Origin of the sequence: Halorhodospira abdelmalekii, from assembly GCF_016583625.1 — a bacterium.
In the GTDB taxonomy this organism is placed as follows: Bacteria; Pseudomonadota; Gammaproteobacteria; order Nitrococcales; family Halorhodospiraceae; genus Halorhodospira; species Halorhodospira abdelmalekii.
The window spans coordinates 30,795-54,056 of sequence record NZ_NRRN01000001.1 but is presented as its reverse complement, the minus strand read 5'-3'; the positions used below and the strand labels follow the sequence as shown (position 1 = coordinate 54,056).

Annotated in this window: 23 protein-coding genes and 1 other RNA gene; 11 read left to right on the top strand and 13 right to left on the bottom strand. The window is 61.6% G+C overall.

Going from position 1 to position 23,262, the window contains the following annotated elements; all coding sequences use genetic code 11:
• Window positions 1-69 precede the first annotated feature (69 nt).
• The 11 genes from CKO15_RS00260 to CKO15_RS00210 all read right to left on the bottom strand — a co-directional run bounded on the left by CKO15_RS00260 (window position 70) and on the right by CKO15_RS00210 (window position 11,106).
• Entirely contained in the window at window positions 70-1,020 is a 951-nt protein-coding gene (locus CKO15_RS00260) for a carbohydrate kinase family protein (RefSeq protein WP_200191317.1), read from the bottom strand.
• A gap of 11 nt (window positions 1,021-1,031) precedes the next feature.
• Window positions 1,032-2,507 (bottom strand): aminomethyl-transferring glycine dehydrogenase subunit GcvPB, encoded by a 1,476-nt coding sequence (gene gcvPB, locus CKO15_RS00255; protein ID WP_207123697.1) that lies wholly within the window; start codon window positions 2,505-2,507, stop codon window positions 1,032-1,034.
• Between the two features lie 148 nt (window positions 2,508-2,655).
• A complete protein-coding gene (gene gcvPA, locus CKO15_RS00250) occupies window positions 2,656-4,044 on the bottom strand; it encodes an aminomethyl-transferring glycine dehydrogenase subunit GcvPA (protein ID WP_200191313.1) in 1,389 nt (462 codons plus the stop codon).
• 29 nt (window positions 4,045-4,073) lie between these two features.
• On the bottom strand, window positions 4,074-4,466 hold the full coding sequence (gene gcvH / locus CKO15_RS00245) for a glycine cleavage system protein GcvH (protein ID WP_200191311.1): 393 nt from the start codon (window positions 4,464-4,466) through the stop codon (window positions 4,074-4,076).
• A 76-nt stretch (window positions 4,467-4,542) separates the two neighbouring features.
• Window positions 4,543-5,625, bottom strand: coding sequence for a glycine cleavage system aminomethyltransferase GcvT (gene gcvT / locus CKO15_RS00240; RefSeq protein WP_200191309.1), 1,083 nt, complete (start codon window positions 5,623-5,625; stop codon window positions 4,543-4,545).
• Window positions 5,626-5,757: 132 nt separating this feature from the next.
• Window positions 5,758-7,371: an ABC transporter permease gene (locus CKO15_RS00235; protein ID WP_242464437.1), complete on the bottom strand. Its 1,614-nt coding sequence runs from the start codon at window positions 7,369-7,371 to the stop codon at window positions 5,758-5,760.
• Window positions 7,372-7,422: 51 nt separating this feature from the next.
• Window positions 7,423-8,445: a Fe(3+) ABC transporter substrate-binding protein gene (locus CKO15_RS00230; protein ID WP_200191307.1), complete on the bottom strand. Its 1,023-nt coding sequence runs from the start codon at window positions 8,443-8,445 to the stop codon at window positions 7,423-7,425.
• A gap of 94 nt (window positions 8,446-8,539) precedes the next feature.
• Window positions 8,540-9,901, bottom strand: a complete 1,362-nt coding sequence (locus CKO15_RS00225) for an aminopeptidase P N-terminal domain-containing protein (RefSeq protein WP_338035962.1) — start codon at window positions 9,899-9,901, stop codon at window positions 8,540-8,542.
• Between the two features lie 6 nt (window positions 9,902-9,907).
• Window positions 9,908-10,498: a UPF0149 family protein gene (locus tag CKO15_RS00220; protein WP_200191305.1), complete on the bottom strand. Its 591-nt coding sequence runs from the start codon at window positions 10,496-10,498 to the stop codon at window positions 9,908-9,910.
• Between the two features lie 64 nt (window positions 10,499-10,562).
• Window positions 10,563-10,889 carry a cell division protein ZapA gene (locus CKO15_RS00215; RefSeq protein ID WP_200191303.1) on the bottom strand — a complete coding sequence of 109 codons (327 nt, stop codon included), beginning with the start codon at window positions 10,887-10,889 and terminating at the stop codon, window positions 10,563-10,565.
• A gap of 4 nt (window positions 10,890-10,893) precedes the next feature.
• Window positions 10,894-11,106 carry a TIGR02449 family protein gene (locus tag CKO15_RS00210; protein ID WP_200191301.1) on the bottom strand — a complete coding sequence of 71 codons (213 nt, stop codon included), beginning with the start codon at window positions 11,104-11,106 and terminating at the stop codon, window positions 10,894-10,896.
• Window positions 11,107-11,247: 141 nt separating this feature from the next.
• On the opposite strand from CKO15_RS00210, the gene ssrS reads away from it, so the two are divergent.
• Window positions 11,248-11,430: non-coding RNA, 6S RNA (ssrS, locus tag CKO15_RS00205), on the top strand.
• A gap of 74 nt (window positions 11,431-11,504) precedes the next feature.
• Entirely contained in the window at window positions 11,505-12,116 is a 612-nt protein-coding gene (locus tag CKO15_RS00200) for a 5-formyltetrahydrofolate cyclo-ligase (protein WP_242464436.1), read from the top strand.
• Between the two features lie 357 nt (window positions 12,117-12,473).
• Here the strand turns inward: CKO15_RS00200 and CKO15_RS00195 are convergent, their stop codons facing one another.
• Together CKO15_RS00195 and tal are read right to left on the bottom strand one after the other, a co-directional pair.
• Complete coding sequence (locus tag CKO15_RS00195; RefSeq protein WP_200191299.1) at window positions 12,474-13,310, bottom strand: symmetrical bis(5'-nucleosyl)-tetraphosphatase; 837 nt, start codon at window positions 13,308-13,310, stop codon at window positions 12,474-12,476.
• Window positions 13,311-13,339: 29 nt separating this feature from the next.
• Window positions 13,340-14,443 carry a transaldolase gene (tal, locus tag CKO15_RS00190; protein ID WP_200191297.1) on the bottom strand — a complete coding sequence of 368 codons (1,104 nt, stop codon included), beginning with the start codon at window positions 14,441-14,443 and terminating at the stop codon, window positions 13,340-13,342.
• Window positions 14,444-14,657: 214 nt separating this feature from the next.
• On the opposite strand from tal, the gene CKO15_RS00185 reads away from it, so the two are divergent.
• The 9 genes from CKO15_RS00185 to ubiB all read left to right on the top strand — a co-directional run bounded on the left by CKO15_RS00185 (window position 14,658) and on the right by ubiB (window position 23,228).
• Window positions 14,658-14,798 carry a lipoprotein gene (locus CKO15_RS00185; protein ID WP_200191295.1) on the top strand — a complete coding sequence of 47 codons (141 nt, stop codon included), beginning with the start codon at window positions 14,658-14,660 and terminating at the stop codon, window positions 14,796-14,798.
• A complete protein-coding gene (gene lysA / locus CKO15_RS00180) occupies window positions 14,795-16,057 on the top strand; it encodes a diaminopimelate decarboxylase (RefSeq protein ID WP_200191293.1) in 1,263 nt (420 codons plus the stop codon). The genes CKO15_RS00185 and lysA overlap by 4 nt, the downstream gene beginning before the upstream one ends.
• 32 nt (window positions 16,058-16,089) lie before the next feature.
• On the top strand, window positions 16,090-16,932 hold the full coding sequence (dapF, locus tag CKO15_RS00175) for a diaminopimelate epimerase (RefSeq protein ID WP_200191291.1): 843 nt from the start codon (window positions 16,090-16,092) through the stop codon (window positions 16,930-16,932).
• A 104-nt stretch (window positions 16,933-17,036) separates the two neighbouring features.
• The gene (locus tag CKO15_RS00170) at window positions 17,037-17,783 is read left to right on the top strand and encodes a DUF484 family protein (protein WP_200191289.1); all 747 of its coding nucleotides are present in this window, start codon (window positions 17,037-17,039) and stop codon (window positions 17,781-17,783) included.
• Window positions 17,780-18,826: a tyrosine recombinase XerC gene (locus tag CKO15_RS00165; protein ID WP_200191287.1), complete on the top strand. Its 1,047-nt coding sequence runs from the start codon at window positions 17,780-17,782 to the stop codon at window positions 18,824-18,826. The genes CKO15_RS00170 and CKO15_RS00165 overlap by 4 nt, the downstream gene beginning before the upstream one ends.
• Window positions 18,827-18,855: 29 nt before the next feature.
• Complete coding sequence (gene hslV, locus CKO15_RS00160; RefSeq protein WP_200191285.1) at window positions 18,856-19,413, top strand: ATP-dependent protease subunit HslV; 558 nt, start codon at window positions 18,856-18,858, stop codon at window positions 19,411-19,413.
• Window positions 19,414-19,415: 2 nt separating this feature from the next.
• On the top strand, window positions 19,416-20,747 hold the full coding sequence (gene hslU, locus CKO15_RS00155) for an ATP-dependent protease ATPase subunit HslU (protein WP_200191283.1): 1,332 nt from the start codon (window positions 19,416-19,418) through the stop codon (window positions 20,745-20,747).
• Between the two features lie 38 nt (window positions 20,748-20,785).
• The gene (locus CKO15_RS00150; protein ID WP_200191281.1) at window positions 20,786-21,535 is read left to right on the top strand and encodes a ubiquinone/menaquinone biosynthesis methyltransferase; all 750 of its coding nucleotides are present in this window, start codon (window positions 20,786-20,788) and stop codon (window positions 21,533-21,535) included.
• A 19-nt stretch (window positions 21,536-21,554) separates the two neighbouring features.
• Window positions 21,555-23,228, top strand: coding sequence for a ubiquinone biosynthesis regulatory protein kinase UbiB (ubiB, locus tag CKO15_RS00145; protein WP_200191279.1), 1,674 nt, complete (start codon window positions 21,555-21,557; stop codon window positions 23,226-23,228).
• Window positions 23,229-23,262: the final 34 nt, after the last annotated feature.

Here is a 23,262-nt window from a genome sequence, read left to right as displayed (position 1 = left end):
CGCCACTCGGACCGAGACCTCCACAAAAAACGGTCACAGGGCGATCGGCTAGGGCGGCGTTACGACTCGCTAACGACCGATCGCCACTTCAAGCGGCGCACCAAAGGCCGATTGATAGCGCTGCTTGATCTCCTCACCGGTTACCGAGTGATTCTGCGTACCACTCTGTTCGACCTTGATCGCCCCCATCAAGGAGGCAATCCGCCCCGTCGTCTCCCAGTCGAGACCACGCAGCAGGCCGAAGAGCAGCCCGGCGCGGAAAGCATCGCCGCAGCCCGTTGGATCGGCAACTTGGCTGATCGGGGCCGCCGGAATATGCAGGGTTTTGCCCTGCGTATAGATCTGCGAGCCTTCGGCACCGCGGGTGACAATCAGCGCCTCAACCCGCTCGGCAATCTGCTCAAGCTCCAAGTTGGTCCGCTCCATGAGCATGCGCGACTCGTAGTCGTTGACCGCAACCCAAGCAGCTCCGTCGATGAACTCACGCAGCTGATCGCCATCGAACGCCGGCATCGCCTGACCCGGATCAAAGATATAAGGGATGCCGGCCTCGACCATTTGTCGGGCGTGCTTGACCATACCCTCGGGGCCGTTAGGCGCCACTACACCGATCTGTGCTCCGGCATCGGTCGGCACGTCGACCTTGTGGGCATCGCCCATCGCCCCCGGGTGGAACGCCGTGATCTGGTTATCGTCCATATCGGTGGTGATGTAGGCCTGCGCCGTATAGTGCTCATTGAGCGTATAGACGTACTTTTGGTCGATGCCTTGGCTGGTCATCCAATCGCTGTAGCTACCGATATCGGCACCCACGGTAGCGAGGGTCTTCGGCTCTTCGCCCAGCATCTTGAGGTTATAGGCGATATTGCCGGCGCAGCCGCCATACTCGCGGCGCAGCTGCGGCACCAGGAAGGAGACGTTCAGGATGTGTACTTGCTCGGGTAAGATGTGGTTCCGAAACCGATCCGGAAAGACCATGATCGTATCAAAGGCTACAGAACCGCTGATGATTGCGGACATAGAATCCTCCTTTATGAGTGTTCTTCCCAACGCAGATCGAGATCACGAGCGGCACGGACATCGTCGAGACGGCGGACCGGTAAACGATACGGGGCCCCCTTAACGGCGTCGGGATCCTCCTCGGCCTCTTTACGAATGCGCACCATCGCTTCGACGAAACCATCGAGTTCGCGTTTTGATTCGGTCTCCGTTGGCTCGATGAGCAGGGCCTCGGGAATCAGCAACGGGAAGTAAGTCGTCGGTGCGTGGTAGCCGAGATCGAGGAGGCGCTTGGCAAAATCCATCGCGTTGACACCGAGTTCCTTAGCCTCCTTCTTAAGACTGACGATGAACTCGTGACTCGCACGACGCTCTGGATAGGCGACCGTAAAGCCTTCGGCTTGGAGACGTTTCATCAGGTAGTTCGCGCTGAGCGTCGAGTAGTCGGCAACCCGCACCATACCGTCACGCCCCAACATCCGCAGATAAGCATAGGCACGCAGCAAGATGCCGATGTTGCCGCCGAACGTACCGAGACGCCCAATCGACTCTGGGCAATCGGCCTCGGTAAGCCAGCGGTAACGATCCCCCTTCTCCTGGCCGACGCGCGGCAACGGCAAATAGGGCAGCAAGCGCTGATTGACGCCGACAGCACCCGCCCCAGGACCACCACCGCCGTGCGGGGTGGAGAAGGTCTTGTGCAGATTAAGATGGATGACGTCGAAGCCCATATCGCCCGGGCGGGCCTTACCGAGGATGGCGTTCAGGTTGGCGCCGTCGTAGTAGAGCAGTCCACCAGCCTCGTGGACTCGCGCTGCAATCTCTTGGATGCGACGCTCGAAGACGCCCACGGTCGACGGATTGGTCAGCATGATTCCGGCCGTTTGCGGACCGAGTGCAGTATCGAGTGCCGCCATGTCGACATCGCCGTCGGCACCAGTCGGGATCTCACGCACCTTATAGCCACACATCGTCGCGGTCGCTGGATTGGTGCCGTGCGCCGCATCGGGCACAAGGATCTCGGTTCGCGCCGTGTCGCCCCGCGCCTCATGGTATGCGCGGATCATCGCCACGCCGGCCAACTCGCCTTGCGCACCGGCCATGACCGAGAGGGCGACCTCATCCATGCCAGTGACAACCGCCAGCTCTTGTTGCAACTCGTAGAGGCAGGCCAACACCCCCTGTCCATGAGTATCGGGCGCGAGCGGGTGGCGCCCGAGAAACTGCGGCAACATAGCCAGCTGATTGGCCCCGCGCGGGTTGTACTTCATGGTGCACGACCCGAGCGGATAGAAGTGCGTATCGATCGAGAAATTTTTCTGCGACAGACGCGTATAGTGCCGAACAACCTCCAGCTCAGAGACCTGCGGCAGGCGCGGCGGAGATTGGCGCCGAAACCGCCGCGGCAGGCTATCGGCGCTCGGCTCCCGGTAGGGCGCCTGCGCAAAGGCGCGCCGTCCGGGACGGCTGATATCGTATATAAGCACGGCTTCTGACTCCTTAGACATCGCAGAAGACCTGGAGCAATCACCCGATCTTGATCATCTGGTGGTAGCACGGGCACGGGCTGCCGGGGCGGCCTCGCGACACCGATCCCAGGCCACCCCACACGGGCGCGACCGCCCGTGCTCGCGTACAGACACGTCAGAGGTAACGCTAGCCCGAACTGCGCGCTACCGCAGCATCGCCATGAAGGATCTCTTGCAGGAGCGCTGCATAATGATCGATCTCGGCGCTGGTGCGCATCTCGGTGGCGCAGACCAGTAGCACCGACCCCAACTCGGCGTAGTCACGGCCGAGATCGTAACCACCCAGCACACCGTGTGCCGCTAGCTGCTTGAGCACTTCGGCAGCCGGCCGTGGCAGGCGCAACGGCACTTCGTGGAAAAACGGGCCGTCGTAAAGCCGCTCGACGCCATCAATGGCAGTGAGTCGCTGCACGAGTTCGCGCGTCCGCTCATGGCACATCGCGGCAACGCGCGCTAGACCCTCGCTACCGAGCAGCGCCATGTAGATGGTTGCCGCAGTCGCCATCAGGCCCTGGTTCGTACAGATGTTCGAGGTCGCCTTGGAGCGCCGGATATGTTGCTCGCGCGCCTGCAAGGTTAGCGTGAACCCGGTACGGCCATCGAGATCGACGGTGCGCCCCACCACCCGTCCCGGCAGCTGCCGGACGTGCTCTTTGCGGGTTGCCATGTAGCCGAAGTAGGGGCCTCCGGAGGCCAGCGGGATACCGAGCGGTTGTCCCTCGCCACAGACGATATCGACCCCGGCGCTGCCCCATTCGCCCGGCGGGCTCAGCACAGCGAGGGCAACCGGGTTGCACACGCCGATCGCCAAAGCGCCAAGCCCGTGCGCCCAGTCGGTCAGACGATCGACCTCTTCCAGAGCGCCAAAAAAGTTCGGCTGTGGGATCACCACAGCGGCAAAGGGCTGATCTTCGAAACGCCCCAGCGCTTCGGCATCGACGCGACCGACCGTATCATCGAGCGGTGCATCGATCAGCTCAATGCCCTGCGCGGTGACTACAGTCTCGACTACTTGCCGATAACGCGGGTGTACGCTACGCGGGATCAGCACCCGCTTACTCTTAACCTTGCGATTGGCGCGCACCGCCATCAGCACAGCCTCGGCCAGCGCCGTTGCCCCATCATACAAAGAGGCATTCGCGGCGTAGAGACCGGTCAGCTCCGAGATCATCGTCTGGAACTCGTAGATCTGCTGCAGCGTACCTTGCGAGGCCTCGGCCTGATACGGCGTATAGGCGCTGTAGAACTCGCCTCGGGTCGTCACCTCCCAAACGGCGGCGGGGATATGGTGCTCGTACGCTCCAGCGCCAGCGAAACAAGTCAGCGGTACATCTTGTGCCGCGCGCGCGCGCATCAGCTGAGCGACCTCCATCTCGCCCATCCCCTCGGGAATGGCGTCGAGCTGTGCACCCAGCAACGCGGACGGAATCTCATCGAAGAGCTCATCGAGTCGCTCGACACCGATGGTATCGAGCATCTCTTGAATCTCTTCCGGTGTATGCGGTACGAAAGGCATGGCAGGTGTCCCGTTGGGGTCAGTGACTCTTAACCCTCGTCAGCAATCAACTCCTGGTAGGCGGCAGCATCGAGCAGTGTATCGAGTTCGCTGGCATCGGCCAGTTGGATGCGCATGATCCAACCCTCCCCATAGGGGTCGGTGTTGATCAGCTCCGGGCTGTCGGCCAGCGTCTCATTGATCTCGACCACTTCCCCAGAGACCGGGGTATAGACGTCGGAGGCTGCCTTAACCGACTCGACCACCGCGCACGCCTCTTCAGCGCGAACGATCGCACCGGCCTCGGGCGGCTCGACAAAGACAAGATCGCCAAGGGACTCTTGCGCATGGTCGGTAACACCGATGGTGACTTGTCCATCCCCTTCGAGACGAACCCACTCGTGGTTTTGCGTATATTTCAGATCGTTAGGAACCTGGGTCATCAGAAGTGCTCCTCGCGGTTCAAAGTGGATGTCGGCTGGCCCTCAATACCCTCTGCAGCGCAGTGCGGGCATTCCGTCAGACACGCACCCTACCGTGGCGAACAAAAGGGGGACGAACAATGCGGGCACTCACCGGGCGGCCGCGGATCACGACTTGACACGTCTCCTCGTCAGCTTGACGCGGTATGCGGGCAAGCGCGATAGGACCACCGAGGGTGGGGGCGTAACCACCACTGGTCACCACCCCATCGCCGGCCTCGGTCTGCACGAGGTAACCAGCACGGGCCGGAGCACGCCCGTCGAGAACCAAGCCGACCAGACGGCATGCCAACCCCTGGGCCCGCTGCTGCTCCAGCGCTGCGCGTCCGGTAAAGTCGCGCTCGCTCGGCTCCCACGCCACGGTCCAGCCCAGACCGGCTTCGAGCGGAGAGATCGTCTCATCCATCTCGTTGCCGTTGAGGTTTAGCCCAGCCTCCAGTCGTAAACTGTCGCGCGCGCCCAAACCACACGGCGCAGCCCCCAGCTCTTGGAGGCGTTGCCACAGTTCGCTGGCCTGCTCCGCCGGCAAGGCGATCTCAAAACCGTCCTCTCCGGTGTAGCCGGTACGGCCACAAAAGAGCGCCCCGAGTTGGTGGCAACCGAAGGGTTTGAGGGCCAGCAGCGGAGCCGCCGCATCGCCGTAGCAGCGCTCAAGCAGACCGACCGCCTGCGGGCCTTGTACCGCGATCAGGGCTAGATCGTCGCGCACCTGACAGGCAATCCCCGCCCGCGCGGCCGCTACAGACAGTTGCTCGGCGACCGTCTCGCGCGTTGCCGCATTGGAGACGATCCGGTAGCCGCCCTCCTCACGGTGATAGACGATCAAATCGTCAATCACCCCGCCCTGCGGGTTGAGCAGGCAACTGTAGAGGGCATGCCCGGGGCGCTCGTCGAGCTTGGCTACATCGTTGGCCAGCAGAGTGCGCAGCATACCGCGCGCTGCCGCTGGCAGATCGGTGACCAGCATGTGCGAGACATCGAAGAGCCCACACCCGGTGCGCACGCGCTCATGCTCGGCGAGCTGCGAACCGTAGTGCAGCGGCATCGCCCAACCGGCGAAGTCGACCATGCGGGCACCGGCTGCTACGTGCTGGTCATAAAGTGGGGTCTTTTGCGACATGTGCAACTATGTAGCTAACAGGGGTAAGCGCGATACTATACGCACAAAGGGGCGCCGATCACAAATCGCCGCCGCCACCAGCCCCCTCTGCGAAGCCCGCGTGCGCGCACCGGGGCCTAACACCCCCTCGGCTTACTGCCCTCGCGCTGAGCCACGAACGAGCAAAATGACCGGCAACAGACCCACTGCTACCAGCGCGATCGCCGGCAGGGCAGCACGCTCCCACTGCCCCTCGACGGTCATCTCAAAGATACGGACCGCTAAGGTGTCCCAGCCGAACGGGCGCAGCAGGAGGGTCGCCGGCATCTCCTTCATAACATCGACACCGACGAGCAGCAATGCGGTCAACAGCCCCGGGGTGAGGATCGGCACATAGACGCGCCGAACGACTTCGCGCTCGCTCGCCCCGAGGCTGCGCGCCGCATCGCGCAGCGCTGGCCGAATACGCTCCAGGCTGCTATCGACCGTACCGTAGGCAACGGCCATGAAACGCACAATGTAGGCCATGATCAGAGCCACGACGCTGCCGGCAAGAAAGGTCGTGCCAAGCCCATCCCAAGCGGGCAGCCCAGCCGCCAGCGCATGATCGAGCCAGGTCAACGAAAGCATGATGCCGACCGCCAGCACGGAGCCGGGCAGGGCGTAACCGAGGGTCGCCGCCGTCACCGCACGCTGCGTCCAAGGATCGGTGTGCACGCGTCGCGCATACGCCAACAGCAACGCGATGGTCACCGTCAGCAGCGCCGCAATCCCCCCGAGTATCAGAGTATTGCGAATTAATCCGAAATAGGCCGAATCGATACTGGAGACGTCGCCAAAGGCCCAAATCAGCAGCTGAGCAACCGGCAGGATAAAGCCCAGCGCCAGCACCGTACCCGCCGCCGCGGTGGCGGCCCAACGCCGCCAACCGCGCAGCTGAATTCGTTCGAGGCGTCGCGCCGTCTCTTGCCCAAACCGCGCCCGACCGCGAGCACGTCGTTCCAGCCACAGCCCCAACAAGATAATCAACAAGAGGATGGAAGCCAGCTGAGCAGCCGCCTCAATACTGAAAAAGCCAAACCAAGCCCGGTAGATCGCGGTAGTGAAGGTCTGGAAACCGAAAACCGATACGGCACCGAAATCGGCCAGCGTCTCCATCAGTGCCAGGGCGGTCCCGGCGGCAATCGCCGGACGCGCCATCGGCAATCCCACCCGGAAAAAGGCCCGCCACGGCCCTAACCCATGGATGCGTGCCGCCTCTAAAGAAGTCCGCCCCTGGGTCAGAAAGGCGGCCCGTGTCAGCATGTAGACGTAGGGGTAAAAGACCAGCCCCATAACCAGCACGATACCGGGGGCCGAACGGATCGACGGCAGTTGGAAATCACCGCCGAAGAGATCGCGTAGAGAGGACTGCAACGGTCCGGCGTACTCGAAAAAGCCGACCACGACGAAGGCCAAGACGTAGGCCGGCATCGCCAGGGGAAGCATCAGCGCCCAGTCAAAGAAACGCCGCCCCGGGAAGTCACAGACCGCGGTCAGCCACGCCAAACCGACGCCAAGGCAGATGACCAGTGCGCCAACCCCGAGGATCAGGATCAGTGTATTGCGCAGGATCTCCACCAACAGGGTATCGACGAGATGCTGCCAGACCTCGTGATCAGGGCTCAACCAGCCGGCCAAAGTCACCAGGATGGGTGCAAAGAGCAAGCCCCCGGCGACCACTGCAAAGAGCCGCCAGGGACCGATCTGTTGCCAGATCCGAGCCATCGGGGGCCAGCGTAGCCGGGGGGGCAGCGTACGCAGACTCAAGATCAGCGCCTAACGATAGCCAGCCCGGTCCATCAACATACTGGCCTCACGCTGCAAACGGCCCGCCTCGCTAACATTGATGGTATCGGCCTTGAACGTCCCCCACTCCGCCACGATCGAATCGGGCTCCAACTCTTCGACGACTGGGTACTCCCGATTGAGTGCGGCAAACTGCTGCTGTGCCTCGTCACCCACTAGCCACTCGAGCAGCTGCTGCGCCTGTTCGGGATTATTGGCGTGGCGGGTAATCCCCGCTCCCGAGACGTTCACATGCGCCCCACGATCCTCCTGGTTGGGCCAGAAGACGGTGACTGGAAAGTCGGGCTTATCCGCCAGGATTCGTCCCAGATAGTAGGTGTTGGTAATGCCGACATCGCACTGCCCAGCGGCGATCGCCTCAAGCACCGCAGTATCGTTGGAGAAGGGCGCCGTTGCCAAATTGGCGACCCATCCTTCGACCACCTCGGTGGTCTGCTCCGTACCCAAATGGTAGAGCAGCATCGCGACAAGCGACTGATTGTAGACCATCTGCGAGGTGCGCAGACAAAGCCGCCCCTCCCACTTCTCATCAGCAAGCGCTTCGTAAGTCGACAGCTCCTCGGGATCGACCCGCTCGGTACTATAGAGAATGGGGCGTGCCCGCACTGAGAGACCGTACCAGTGCCCCTCTGGATCGCGGAGGTGCTCGGGGATACGCTCTTGCAATCTCGCCGACTCCAGCGGTGCGAGCAGCCCGTTGACCGTTGCTTGGTGAAGGTTGCCGGCATCGACCGTCATCAATACGTCTGCAGGCGTGCGCTCTCCTTCCGCCCTGAGCCGCTCCATCAGCGGTCCGGCCTGATCGGTGACGTAGCGCACCGAGATCCCGGTCTCTTCACTGAATCGCTCGAAGATAGGCTTGATCAGGTGCTCTTGGCGTGCCGAATAGACCGTAATCTCGTCCTCACGCTGTACTTCGGCACAGCCGAGCAGGCTACCCGCCGTGGCAACGGCGGCGCAGCAAACCAGTGCCACGCGTAAACCCTGGGTCATCGTCTTCGACCTCGTAGTGGCTATTTTTAAAAGGAGGAATGATGATAATGATTCTTGTTAGCTGCTGACAAGCCCTGCCACTCTGTTGCTCCCTTCAGACCGACCGTTCGTCAGCAGCCATCCACGCCTCGATCTCGGCAACCCCCTTCGGGGCCTCCGCCGTTAAGATTTGTGGGCCGCCATCGCCCATCCAGACATCATCTTCAATACGAACCCCAATACCGTGCCAACGTCGGTCGACGCCTTTGCTGCGCGGCGGGCAATAGAGGCCCGGTTCGACGGTCAACACCATACCGGGAGCCAATACACGCCACTGCTCGGCGCAGGCAGCCTGGCCGACGTCGTGAACATCCATACCCAGCCAATGTCCGGTGTGATGGGGATAGAAGCGTCGCTGCTCGCCTTGCTCGATCAAACCATCGACCTCGCCGTGCAACCACCCGAGATCGATCATGCCCTGCACCAACACCCGCGTAGCAGCGTCGTGGAAGGCCGTAAAGGGAGAGCCGACGTCAAGCTGCTCAAGCGCGGCTCGCTGAGCGGCCAGTACGATCTCGTAGACCGCTCGCTGCTCGCCGCTGAAGGCACCGTTGACTGGAAACGTTCGCGTAATGTCGGCAGCATAGCCGTTAAGCTCGGCGCCTGCATCAATCAGCAGCAGATCACCGTTGCGCAACACGCGCTGGTTGCTGACGTAGTGCAAGGTACAGGCGTTCGCTCCGCTGGCGACAATCGGTGGATAGGCCGCCTCACCGCCGCAGCGCTGAAACAGACCGAGCATCTCACCCGCGATGCGGTACTCCGGCACCCCCGCTGCAGCACTCTGCATCGCCTGGCGATGGGCCAGCGCCGAGACGCTCGCGGCGTGTTGGATGGCTTCAATTTCAGCGGGCTCTTTATGCAAGCGCAACTCGTGAAGGGTGCCATCGAGCAATTCAATTTGCTGCGGCTTACGGGCGGTACCGCGGGCCACGCGGCGCGCCGCGTGCAGCCAAGCGATCAAACGCTCATCCCAGAACCGATCGCGACCGAGGGGGGCGAGCAACCGTTCACGCCCAACCAACAGGTGCGGCAAACGGCGCTCGAGTTCGCTCAGCGGATAGGCCTCAGCGGCGGCGAATCGCTGCTTAGCGCCCCGGGTGCCGTAACGCGAACCGGCCCAACGCTCCTGCTCACGATCACGCTCGCGCACGAAAAGAACCAGCTCGCCATCCGCCCGCCCGGGCAGAAAGAGCGCGACTGCTTCAGGCTCTGGGAAGGCCGTAAGGTAGAGAAAATCGCTATCTTGCCGGAAAGGAAAAGTGGCATCGCCGTTGCGCGGCTGCTCACGAGCCGCCGGAAGCACCACTGCCGTGTAGGGGTCGAGTCGCTCAGCGAGCCGTTGACGGCGCACCGCGGCCTCGGCGATACGCGCATCCAAGTCGGCAAGCCGGGGAGGAGCACCAGTCTCGATCACTGTCACCTACTGAATGTCCACTGAAGTATCCGCACGACCGTCATCGATCCACATCGGCCGCAGCTGTTCACGGCAGAGTAGCACGGCAATCCGTACATACTCGACCAATTCGGTATAGGCCTCTTCCTCCTCCTCGTCGACTTCTACCGCGGCTGTCGGCTCACCGGTCAATCGGGCGATCTCTGCCATATCGCCTAAGGCCTCGTGCACTTCGCGCGGCCATACCGCCTCTTCTCGATCGGGGCGGTTACGCCCGAGACCAAAGAGAAAGCCGTTACACCAACTCGCCAATGCTTGCGTGCGGTCACTCAGTGGCGCCCCATCGGCGGGCAACACAAGCTGGAAATCGAAATCCTCCGCTGCCAACCCCGTAGCGGTCTCATCGTAGAGCAGCGTTAACGTCTCTAGGCAAGCACGCGCCTCCGTGCCGTGCGGCTGCGTATTGCGCAAGACTTCGGCAATCCAGTCAGCCTGAGTGACCTCTTTGCCAGTGGCCAGCATACCGCAGAGCATGCCGTGACTCTCGGCAGCACCCACACAGCCACCGACCGCCGTCAACACCTCCGTAGTGGCCTCATAACGCTCTTGCCAAGCCATTAGGGCTGGTTCTCCTGCTGCTGCGCTCTGTGCTTAACCTTACGATCAGCCGTTCGCCGCCCGCTTAGGACGACGACTTCGACGACGAAGAGGGTAGGGGCGACTCAGGGGCATCAACGACCTCGGCGATGCGTGCATCCAGCTTCGCTAAACGCTGACGCACATCGGCCATGCGTTGATTTTCGACATGCGCCTCGAACAACTCGTAGGCAATATTGAGCGCTGCCATGACCGCCACTCGATCGGTGCCAACCACCTTACCGCTATGGCGAACCTCGCGCATCCTGCGATCGACGTAGTCGGCCGACCTTAGCAGACCCTCCCTGGCCTCCTCTGGACACGCTATGGTGTAATCTTGATCGAGGATTCGTACCTTGACCGCTTCGGTCATCGCCCTATTGCTCCATTGCTTTGAGCCGGCTGATCATGGCCTCAATTTGCGCGCGCGCATGCTCGTTTTTCTCATGCAAGGTGGCCCGATCCGCAGCAAGCTGCTCTTGCGATTGACGTAACCGGTGATTCTCCTCGCGCAAACGCACGCACTCATGCACCAACCGGTCGATGCGTTGCTCCAAGCGCGCTAGTTCTTCAATCGAGTTATCAGACACTTGGAGAACCTCCTCGCCCCCACCGACTATAGACTGCTGCCCTCTTACGGTCAATCGAAGCCATCCCGCACGAAACTGGCTATTGCAATCTAGGCGCAACGGTTGCAAGCCGCCTCACCCTGAGTCATGATGTCTGTACGGCATCCCCTGCGGTGTACGAGCTCAGGCCGAGTCATCTTGAGCCTCAGAGCAACGCCCAAGGGACCAGGCGTGAGCCGACCGGTGTGCATGTCCGTCACGAACGGAAAGCCTAAGGCGGTTCCCCTCGTCCCTCATTGAACCCCAGGGTTCAAGGGCAGGCCTGTACGGCACCGCGGGGGGTGTCCTTCTCCGAAGCCCCGCGAATAGGGAGCTGAATCGACCGGTTAATCTGCATCCCCCTTTTTTTGAGCCATCCCTTGAGTGCTACCTCGGCAGCCGATAAGCAGTTATTGCGCCGCAAACTGCGGGCCACCCGGCGCGCCCTCTCGCCCGGTCTACGCAAGCGTGCCGCGAAGCGCATCTGCACAACCACCCTAACCACGCTGCGCCTACGCGGAGCCCGCCGTGTTGCGCTCTATCTCGCTGCCGACGGTGAAGTCCCCACCCGCTCACTCTTATTCCAGCTTCATAAAGACGGAATAGCGATCTATCTACCGGTCTTGAGAGACAGCGGGCGAGCGTTGCAGTTTCGCCGTTATACCCCCGAAGGTCCGCTGCAACGCAATCGCTACCATTTGCTTGAGCCTGCCACCACTCCGCTGTGCCCCCCTCCGGCACTCGATGTTGTCTTGCTGCCCTTAGTCGGATTCGACCGCCACGGCACCCGCCTCGGCATGGGCGGCGGGTATTACGACACCACCTTTGCTTTCCTCAAGCGCCATCCTTGGCGCCACCCACGTCTGATCGGGCTCGCCTTCGAGTGCCAGCGTCTATCACGCATCCCCTGCCAGCCTTGGGATCTCGCCCTTGATGAGATCATCACCGAGCGTGGCCGCTATCGTGCTCACAGGAGCGTCAAAGTGGATTGAAGCGACTGTGAGTATGCTGTGCACACCCCTCACAACAACCTGTGGACAACTGCAACCCCCCAAGAAGCCCACTTTTATCGACAGCTTTTCCACAGCCTGCCAACGCTTTACACACCTTTTCTTCAGCGGGCTAAACCTTTATATATCAATCGTGTAAGCGCGCTATCCCCAGAGTCCGACTGCACTAATAATAATAATATATTTAATAATCTACATATATTTTTATCTTCCGTCTCTGTGCTATAGCAACGGTATAGCGATCCGTCTTTATGATGATCACAAAAAAACAGCGCGTTGCAGCGAGGTGTCAGCCTCTCGCCGCGACGCGCTGGTGCCTAGACCGGCAGCTTGAACAGATTAGCAACTCGTCGAACAGTCGATGCTGCAGAGCTCCGGCTCTTCGCTATCTAGCCGTACCGCTGTTAGCTGATTGCCCCACTGACAACCCGTGTCGATACTGAGCAGTTCGGCATCTTGATACAACCCCAGGCGAGACCAGTGACCGGTTATTAGCTTGATCGGGTCACGGCTGACTCGTAGGCGGCGACGCGCGATAAACCACGGGACGTGGTTAGGCGGGGCGTCAGCAGGAGCACCCTTAAAGCGGAGCAGGAGCTGCCCGGCAGGATCGGTAAAGCGCATGCGCATAAACGCGTTGGTGATGAAGCGTAAGCGATCAAATCCCTCTAAGTCTTCAGACCACTGGGTTGGTAGGTTGCCGTAGATCTTATCCATAAACTCATCGAACGGGATGCCGCCGCGCAGTGCCTCTTCGAGTTCGCAGGCGCGCAGCTGTGCCTCAGCAACGCTCCACGCCGGGGGAAGACCAGCATGCACCATGGCGTAGCCAAGATCTTGATCAAGGTGCATGACCGGACGATGTCGCAACCAGTGAATCAGTTCATCGACATCGGCCGCGTTCAGGGTTGCGCGCAGCGTATCGGAACTCTTCAATCGTCCGTGGCCACTCCAGACCGACATGAGGTGGATATCGTGATTACCGAGGACCACCGTTGCCCGATCCTGCAACTGGTTGCGTATCAGACGCAATACGCCGAGCGAATCGGGACCGCGGTTCACCAGATCGCCGACGAACCAGATGCGATCGGCTGTCGGATCGAAACGCAGCTTATCTAGTAGGCGCTCGAGTGAAGCTCGGCATCCCTGAATGTCACCGACTGCGTATGTGGCCACTGCTCGCCTCCCCTCAACACGATTGCGGCTTAGCCAGCGGCGATGCGCTCGACCTTGGCCGCTAGATCTTGCAGCAACCCTTGATGAGCCTTGACGAAGGCCTCAATCCCTTGTTGCTCGAGTCTCTCCAAGACGGCTTCGGTGTCGATACCAGCCGCTTGCAGTTGCTCCCACTGCCGCGGAGCCGCCTCTAAATCTTCGAGTAGGCGCGGCTTCGGTACGCCCTCGATGCGATAGGCTTCGTAAGTCGCCGGGGGCAGCGTCGTCACGGTCTCGGGGGCGGCGAGGGCATCGACGTAGTAAGTCGGCGGATAGCGTTTATCTTTGACACCCGTACTGGCCCACAACAGTCTCTGCGATTGCCCGCCGTGGCGCTCAAGCGCAGCGCCGACGCCGCTATGGAAGAGTTCACGGTAGACACGGTAAGCGCAGCGCGCGTTAATGATGGCGGCTTGGCCGAGCAGTTCGTCGCAGCCCCGTTCCAGCAGCTGAGCATCGATCTGAGCATCGATCCGACTGATAAAGAGGCTTGCGACCGAGGCGATATGGTTGATCGGTTCACCGGCCTCGATCCGGCGCTGCAGGCCTTGCAGATAGGCCTCGGCGACGGCCCGATAGCGTTCGACGGAGAAGAGCAGCGTGGCGTTAACGGAGAGGCCCTGGGCAGTTAGCTCAGCAATCGCCTCGATCCCAGCGGATGTTGCCGGCACCTTGATCATGACGTTGTCGCGCCCGATCGCCGTGTTCAGCCGCAGGGCCTCGTTGATCGTACCGGCGGCATCGTGGGCCAATTGCGGGGCGACTTCGATACTGACGAAACCGTCGCGCCCCCCCGTCTCCAAATAGACCGGGGCCAGGACATCGGCAGCGCTGCGAATATCGGCTATGGCGAGGTGCTCATAGAGGGTCTCTGGCTCCCGTTCACCAGCGGCGATCCACTCTGCAAGCGCCGTGTCGTAGCTCGACCCGCCGCTTATAGCCTGTTGAAAAATAGAAGGATTTGAGGTTACCCCAGACAGCCGGTCACTGCCGACGAGCGCACGCAGCCCGTCGGGTAACAGGTCGCGATGGATGTTGTCGTACCAAACACTCTGGCCGAGCTCGGCTAAACCGATAAGAGGATTGTCTGTCATTACGCAGCGCCATATTTTGTTGATGGTTGGATCAGTATAACGATGGGTAACGATGGCTCAAAATGCGCCGCGCTGCTTGCGGGGCGCTGGCTGGGGCCGAGCGCTGGCGGTTATCGGACAGTAACCATACCGCTGTGGTCCAGCGCGTTCGAACTGTGACACCATACCGCTATAATGGGGTGGTATTTTAGCAGGAGTCGTTCAGGAGGCTAGGGTGGCGGGAGTTTGGCGCTGGTGGCTGGTGTCCGTGCCGTTTTTACTACTGCTCTGGAGCTGTGGTCAGAAGACGGATCTCTACTTGCCGGAGGAGCAGGCTGGAGGGGATCCCGATCCGGCCGCTGAGGAGGTGGCATGAGTGCGAGCATCGGCTATCGCCGTGACGATGAGGGCGAATTGTGGATCGAATCGGTGCCACTGCGCGATATCGCGCAGCGCTTCGGAACGCCTTGCTACGTCTACTCTCGCCACGCGATCGAGGTGCGCTGGGACGCCTATCGAGAGGCCCTACGCGGGCGTGGTAGCCTCTGCTACGCCGTTAAAGCGAACGGGACGTTGGCGATCTTGAGCCTACTCGCACAGCGCGGGGCAGGGTTCGATATCGTCTCTGGCGGTGAGCTAGCGCGGGTCTTGCGTGCCGGCGGCGATCCGGCGCGGATCGTCTTCTCCGGCGTGGGGAAGACGGTCAAGGAGATTCGCCGTGCGCTGCTCGCCGGGATCCGCTGTTTTAATGTCGAATCCGCTGCCGAGCTGGAGCGCATTGAGGGCATCGCTGCCGAGTCGGCAAACCCGGCGCCGATCGCACTGCGTATTAACCCCGATATCGATCCTCAGACCCACCCCTACATCGCTACCGGATTGGCGCAGAGTAAGTTCGGCATCGCCCTGGATGAGGCGGAGGCGCTCTATCAACACGCCGCTGCCAGTCCTCACCTGACGGTGGAGGGGGTGGCGTTTCACATCGGTTCGCAGTTGCTCTCGGTGGCTCCGCTGCGCGAGGCGGCTGAACGCACTGCAGCGTTGGTCCGTACGCTGCACGAACGCGGTATCACGATGGGTCATGTCGATGTAGGTGGCGGGCTCGGGGTGCGCTACGTCGATGAGGAGCCTCCCGATCCGCAAAACCACATCGCAGCGGTTGCGGCTCCTCTGAGCGATCTCGGTGTTGAACTGCTGGTCGAACCCGGGCGTGCCATCGTCGCCGAGGCCGGAGCGTTGCTGACCCGGGTGGAGTACCTTAAGCAGAGCGCTGGACGTGATCTGGTCATCGTCGATGCCGGGATGAACGACTATCTGCGACCGGCACTCTACGATGCCGCTCACCGCATCGAACCGCTTATCACCCGGGACGATGAGCCGATACGAGACCGGGAGGTGGTCGGACCGATCTGTGAATCGAGTGATCTCTTCGCCCGCCACTGCCCCTTGGCTGTTGCCCCTGGCGATGTCTTGGCGATTCGTTGCACGGGGGCCTACGGTGCGGCGATGGCCTCACAGTACAACGGCCGTCCCCGTGCCCCCGAGGTCCTGGTCGACGGTGCTCAGGCCCACCTGATCAGGCGGCGCGAGACAATCGACGATCTCATGCGTGGTGAATCCGTCCTGGTCGGTGGCTAGGGCGATCGGATCGCAACTACGGTGCGCCCGGAGTGATCATGGAATTTACCAAGATGGAGGCGTTGGGCAACGATTTTGTCGTGCTCAACGGCCTTACGCAGAGGCTCAACCTTGATCCGCAGAGCGTGCGCTCGTTAGCCGATCGGCGCCGGGGGGTGGGCTGTGATCAGGTGCTGGTGGCCGAAGCGGCGAACGACCCGCGAGCCGATGTGCGCTATCGGATCTACAACGCCGATGGCAGCGAGGCGGAGCACTGTGGCAACGGGGTGCGCTGCCTGGCGCGCTACCTGGTCGATCACGGTCTTTTTTCCGGGGTGTCTCTGCGCGTTGAGACTCCGGGGCGCCTGACTACCGTAGAGATCGGTACCGCAGAAACGATCCGGGTCGATATGGGCGTGCCTGAGCTTGACCCGGCTCGTATCCCCTTCATCGCCGAGCGCCAACAGAATCACTACACCCTGGCCACGTCTGTCGGCGAACACGACATCGGTGCTGTCTCGCTTGGCAATCCGCACGCGGTGCTGCGCGTAACCGATGTGAGCGAAGCGCCGGTCGCTGAGCTAGGCCGCTTGCTCGAAACGCATGAACGCTTTCCGAAACGGGTCAATGTTGGCTTTATGCAGATCTGCGCGCGCAATCGCATTCGGCTGCGCGTCTTCGAACGCGGAGCGGGGGAGACCCCAGCGTGCGGCACCGGTGCCTGTGCTGCTGTCGTTGTCGGCCGCTGCCGGGGGGAGCTGGATGCACAAGTTACGGTCGAGTTGCCAGGGGGGCAGCTCGTGATAGACTGGCCCGGCCCCGGGGAGCCGTTGTGGATGACTGGTCCCGCGCGCAGCGTCTTTAGTGGCGAGATTCGGCTGACCAGTGCGCATTGACCGGGCTACTCTCCGGATGGATCGCTGTCTACCCTAGAGTCGGGTTGATTGAATCAAGTTGAAGTGTTCAGGGCGTGTCGCTCGGGGGGGTAGAGATCGATAGCGTGAGTCAAGACGCACCGCACCACTCGCGGACCGAATTGAGCGAAGCGGAGGTGACGACTTACCTCGCGATGCATCCCGATCTCCTATTGCGCTATCCGCAGCTGCTGGCGCAATTGGAGTTGCGCCACCGCTGTGGCGATGCCAGTTCGCTGATCGAACGACAGGTCTCTGTACTGCGAAGCGAGAATAGCGATCTGCGGCATAACCTGGATGAATTGTTACGCATCGCCCGCTACAACGACAGGACCGCAGAGCGGTTGCACGAGTTGACCTTAGAGCTGTTGCGTGCTGCCGATTTGCAGGCTGCTATCGAGTGCTTGCGAGCCGGGTTGCGCGAGGGGTTCCAGGCCGACGGAGTGGGTCTACTACTGATTGCGGAGCCAGGCGAGTGTCCGCCGCAGTGTGCTGCCGAGTCGGCCATGGGCGAGTTGTGCAGTGGCCCCGCGGATGCTGCCCTTGAGCCGTTCCGAGCGTTGCTCAGCGACGGTAGGCCGGTTTGCGGTCCGCCCTCCACGGCGCAAGCCGAGCGTCTCTTCCCGGAGATTGCATCAACAATCGCTAGTGCGGCTGTGGTTCCGCTCTATGAGGATCGACCACTTGGTGTCTTGGGGATTGGTAGCAGTGATGCGCAGCGCTACCACCCGGAGCAGGGAACGGTCTTTCTGCGCCGCTTGGGAGCCATCGTTGCACGCACCTTACAGCGGCTGCTGACGCCAGCTTCCGCGGGGGGCCGGACAGGGGCATGAGCAGCGTGGATCGGGCGGATCCACCGGTAACAGCGTGCGGTGCAGTCGATGCGCCGGCCTATGATGGGCCGTTGCAGCGTTTTATGGCCTATTTGGCAAATGAGCGACGCATGAGCGCGCGTACCCGCTACAATTACGGACTCGATTTAACGGCTTTTGGCCGCTTCTGCTGGGAACGCGGTCTGGCCGACTGGGGACAAGTAGACGATACGACAGTACGCGCCTTTGTCGCCCTGGGGCGCCGGCAAGGACGTTCGGCTACGACTCTAGCACGCCGCTTATCGGCGATTCGCACCCTCTTTCGCTTCTTACAGCGCGAAGGGATCTGTACCGTCAATCCGGCCGTCGATGTCAGTGTGCCGCGCACGGGAAAAGAGTTGCCACATACGCTCGATCCCGACGAAGTCGCCGCGCTCTTTGATGGCGAAGGGCAGCGAGTGGTTCGGCAAGGCGCGCCCAGAGCGGTGGCAGACGCGCGCGATGAAGCAGAACGGATGGCCGCGATCCTCGATGAGCGCGATCTGGCAATCTTCGAGCTGATCTACTCCAGTGGACTGCGTTTGAGTGAGGCGGTCGGTCTCGATTTGGCGGACATCGATCTGACCTCTGGTACAGTACGGGTGTGCGGCAAAGGTGATAAGGAGCGGGTGCTGCCGGTCGGGCGGATTGCTCGGGAGGCTGTGAGGCGGTGGCTGCGCCAGCGGCCCGGTGTCGCCCACGCCGATGAGGCGGCCCTCTTCGTCAGTCGCCGCGGCCGTCGACTCGGTGCCCGCAGTGTGCAACTGCGGCTGCAGCGATTCGCCAGCCATAGCGGTGTAGCACGGCATTTGCACCCGCATATGCTGCGCCACTCCTTTGCGACTCATCTGCTGGAGTCGAGCGGCAACCTGCGTGCCGTCCAAGAACTGCTCGGCCACGTTGCGCTGTCGACGACGCAGATCTACACCCATCTCGATTTTCAATACCTTGCTCAGGTCTACGATCGTGCCCACCCTCGGGCTCGTCGGCACCGCCCCGATACCGAGACACGGAAAGATGACTGAGCGTTTGACTGATAGTGTGGAGAGAGGCCTTGGAACAGCTACACGGAACCACCATCTTAGCCGTACAGCGCGCCGGGTCTGTTGCCCTCGGTGGCGACGGGCAGGTCACCCTTGGTCACACCGTGCTCAAGGGCAATGCGCGCAAGGTGCGGCGGCTCTATCACGGGCAAGTGCTGGCTGGATTTGCCGGTGCTACGGCTGACGCCTTTACCCTCTTTGAGCGCTTCGAGGGTCAGCTCGAAAAACACCACGGCCAACTGGCACGGGCCGCCGTCGAATTGGCCAAGGAGTGGCGCTCCGATCGTGTGCTGCGGCGCCTTGAAGCGTTACTGGTGGTCGCCGACAACAGCACCATCTTGACGCTTTCCGGTACGGGCGATGTCATCGAGCCGGAGGATCAGTTAATGGCCGTTGGTTCTGGTGGGCCTTACGCACAGGCGGCCGCGCGGGCACTGGTTAGCAGCACCGAACTCTCAGCGGCGGCCATTACCCGACGCGCCCTTGAGATTGCCGGCGATATCTGCGTCTACACCAATCACCATATCACCATCGAAACCCTGCCCGATGCGGCGGTCGAGGAGCAGTAAGCATGTCTGAAGCCACGATGACCCCTCGGGAGATTGTCCAGGAGCTCGATAAGCACATCGTCGGCCAAGCGGACGCCAAGCGGGCGGTTGCCATTGCGTTGCGCAACCGTTGGCGGCGTATGCAAGTCGATGAGCCTCTGCGCAACGAAATTACCCCGAAGAACATCTTAATGATCGGGCCGACCGGGGTCGGCAAGACCGAGATTGCGCGGCGGTTGGCGCGCTTAGCACGTGCTCCCTTTATTAAGGTTGAGGCAACCAAATTTACTGAGGTCGGCTACGTCGGCCGTGATGTCGAATCGATTGTGCGCGATTTGGCCGATTTGGCGCTGAAGTTGGTCCGCGAAGAGGCGATACAGCGGATGCGTCAGCAGGCTGAGTACGCCGCTGAGGAACGCCTCTTGGATGCACTGCTGCCGAGGCCTAGCAGCAGTGGTGAATCAGAGCGCGTCGAAAATGCCACGCGCGAAAAGTTCCGCCGCAAGATCCGTAGCGGTGATCTCGATGACCGGGAGATCGAGATCGAGGTGCAGGCGGGTGGCCCCGGTGTCGAGATCATGGCTCCTCCCGGAATGGAGGAGATGTCGAACCAACTGCAGGGCCTCTTCCGCAACCTCGGCCAAGAGCGCACCAAGCGCCGCAAACTGCCGCTTCGCGAGGCGCGTCGCGTACTTCGCGATGAAGAGGCAGCCAAACTCGTCAACGACGAAGAGATCAAGGCCGAGGCCGTACAGCGGGTTGAGCAGCAGGGCATCGTCTTTCTCGATGAGATCGACAAGGTCACCAAACGTGCCGAACACAGCGGCGGAGGCGATGTCTCACGGGAGGGGGTGCAGCGCGATCTGCTCCCGCTTGTCGAGGGGGCGACCGTCTCGACCAAGCACGGCATGGTGCGCACCGATCATATTCTCTTTATCGCCTCGGGGGCGTTTCATGTTGCTAAACCCTCCGATCTGATTCCGGAGTTGCAGGGCCGGTTGCCGATCCGGGTCGAGCTCAGTGCGTTGGGCGCCGAGGAGTTTGTGCGCATTCTGACGGAACCGGATAGCTCACTAGTGGCGCAATACCAGGCGTTGATGGCGGCCGAAGGGGTTGAGTTGACGATCACGGATGATGGGGTGCGGCGCATCGCTGAGGTGGCCCGTCAGGTCAACGAGACGACAGAGAATATCGGTGCCCGACGTCTGCATACGGTCATGGAGCGGCTACTTGAGCAGCTCTCCTTCGAGGCGGCCGACCTGAGTGGGCGGAAGTTCACCGTCGATGCGGCCTATGTCGATGAACACCTAGCCGGGTTGGCAGCCAACGAAGATTTAAGCCGCTACATCCTGTAGCACGGGCCGACGATTCAACGCAGGTTGAGGGAGAGAGTGTGAGCGAAGAAAAGACCACCCATTTTGGTTATCGCGAGGTTCCGGTCAACGAGAAGGCCCGACACGTCGGGTCCGTCTTCGATTCCGTGGCCGATCGCTACGACTTGATGAACGATCTGATGTCGGCCGGGCTCCACCGGCTATGGAAACGTCAGGCGATCGCCCAGACTTTTCTTCGTCCCGGTCATCAAGTCCTTGATCTCGCTGGTGGCACCGGTGATCTGGCGCGCTTGGCGTTGGATCGCATCGGGGCCGACGGCCGCGTCGTCCTCAGTGATATCAATGCAGCGATGTTGCGTCGTGGGCGCGATCGATTCATTAATGAGGGGGTCGATGAGCGGGCCGCTTACGCGCTCTGTAACGCCGAGTCGCTGCCCTTTCCCGACGCCTCTTTCGACCGGGTTACGATCGGTTTTGGCTTGCGCAACGTCACCCATAAGGAGCAGGCGCTGCGCGAGATGCGCCGCATCCTACGGCCCGGCGGTCGGGCGATGATTCTGGAATTCTCCCACGTCTACATCCCGGCACTGCGTCCGGCTTACGATTTTTACTCCTTCAAGGTGATGCCGTTCATGGGCCGGCTGATCGTTAGCGACGCCGATAGCTACCGCTACTTGGCTGAATCGATCCGAGTCCACCCGGATGCACCGACCCTGGCTGGTATGATGGGCGAAGCCGGTTTTGAGGATTGTGAGTACAAATTGCTCTCTGCCGGGGTGGTCGCTATCCACACCGGCTGGGTCTATTGACCGCTAGCGCCGTCGCTTTATGATCGGCCCTCGACAACTCTTTCGGCTGACGCGCATTCAGCTGGCAATGCTGCGCCACGGCGTCGACGAGGTGGTGCTGGCGATCCCGCTGCTCAGCCCAGTGCGCTTTCTCGGCCCGTTGATGCCGTGGCGGTGGGCGCGGCGCCACCGCGTGCCGCGCGGCGTGCGACTGCGCTGTGCGCTCGAAGAGCTCGGGCCGATCTTCGTCAAGCTCGGGCAAATCCTCTCGACGCGCCGCGATTTACTGCCAAGTGATATCGCCGATGAGCTCGCACTGCTGCAAAATCGGGTGCCTCCCTTTCCTTGCGAGGATGCTCGGCGCATCATCGAGCGCAGTTGCGGTGCTCCGCTAGCGACTCTCTTTGCGGAGTTTGATGATACACCGATCGCCTCAGCATCGATTGCCCAAGTCCACAGTGCGCGTCTGCACGACGGCACCGCGGTCGTCGTCAAGGTAGTACGGCCCGGCATTCGGGCGGTAATCGGCCACGATCTTGAGCTCCTCTACGCCGCTGCACGGATGACCGAGCGCTACGTACCTGATGCTAAGCGCTTGCATCCGGTCGAGATCATCGCTGAACTTGAGAAGAACCTCTACGACGAGCTCGACCTGATGCGGGAGGCGGCGAACGCCTCGCAGCTGCGGCGCAACTTTCTCGACTCCGATCTGCTCTACGTACCGGCGATCCATTGGCGCTATACCAGCCGGGATGTTCTGGTCATGGAGCGAGTACACGGCATCCCGGTCAGCGATATTCCGGCATTGCGGGCGCACGGCATCGATCTGCGGCGTCTCGCCGAGCGGGGCACCGAGATCTTTTTCACGCAAGTCTTCCGGCACAGTTTTTTTCACGCCGATATGCATCCGGGCAATATCTTCGTCGATCCGGAGCGTAAACAGGAACCGCGCTATATCGCCATCGACTTCGGCATCATGGGCTCTTTAGCACCGGTCGATCACCACTACTTAGCCGGTAACTTTTTAGCCTTCTTTAACCGCGATTACCGCCGCGTGGCCGAGCTGCACGTCGAATCGGGCTGGGTCGCCGAGACGACCCGTGTCGATGAACTTGAGGCGGCGATTCGCACCGTCTGTGAGCCGATCTTCGAGCGCCCGCTGCACGAGATCTCGCTCGCCCAGCTCTTGATCCGTCTCTTTCAGACCGGGCGGCGTTTCGATATGGAGGTCCAACCGCAGCTGGTGCTGCTACAAAAGACGTTGCTCAACGTCGAAGGTTTGGGCCGCACGCTCTATCCCGATCTAGATCTGTGGACGACCGCTAAGCCCTTCCTCGAAGGCTGGATGCGCGATGAGCTCGGGCCACAGGCGGTCTGGCGTAGGGTGCAGCGGCAATTGCCAGAGTGGGGCGAAAAACTCCCCGAGTTGCCAAATCGGCTTGAGCGGGGGCTGAACGATCTGCACACCATGCGTTGTGAACTTCAGCACCACGGCGACGAAATGGAACAGCTGCGCGGAGAGCTCGAACGCAGCCAGCGCCGTGTCTACGCGGCCATCCTTGGTGGGGCTTTGATCATCGCCGCCGTCTTAACCCAGCAGGGCGAGCCGGTGAGCGGATGGGACGAGCTCTCGACACTGACTTGGGTGCTCGGCCTCTGCGGGGTCGTTAGCTTGCTGTGGGCACTTCCGCGGCGCAGTCGGCAGCGATGCTGAAAGGGTAAGGAGGGTAAGGACTGCTGAAGAGCGC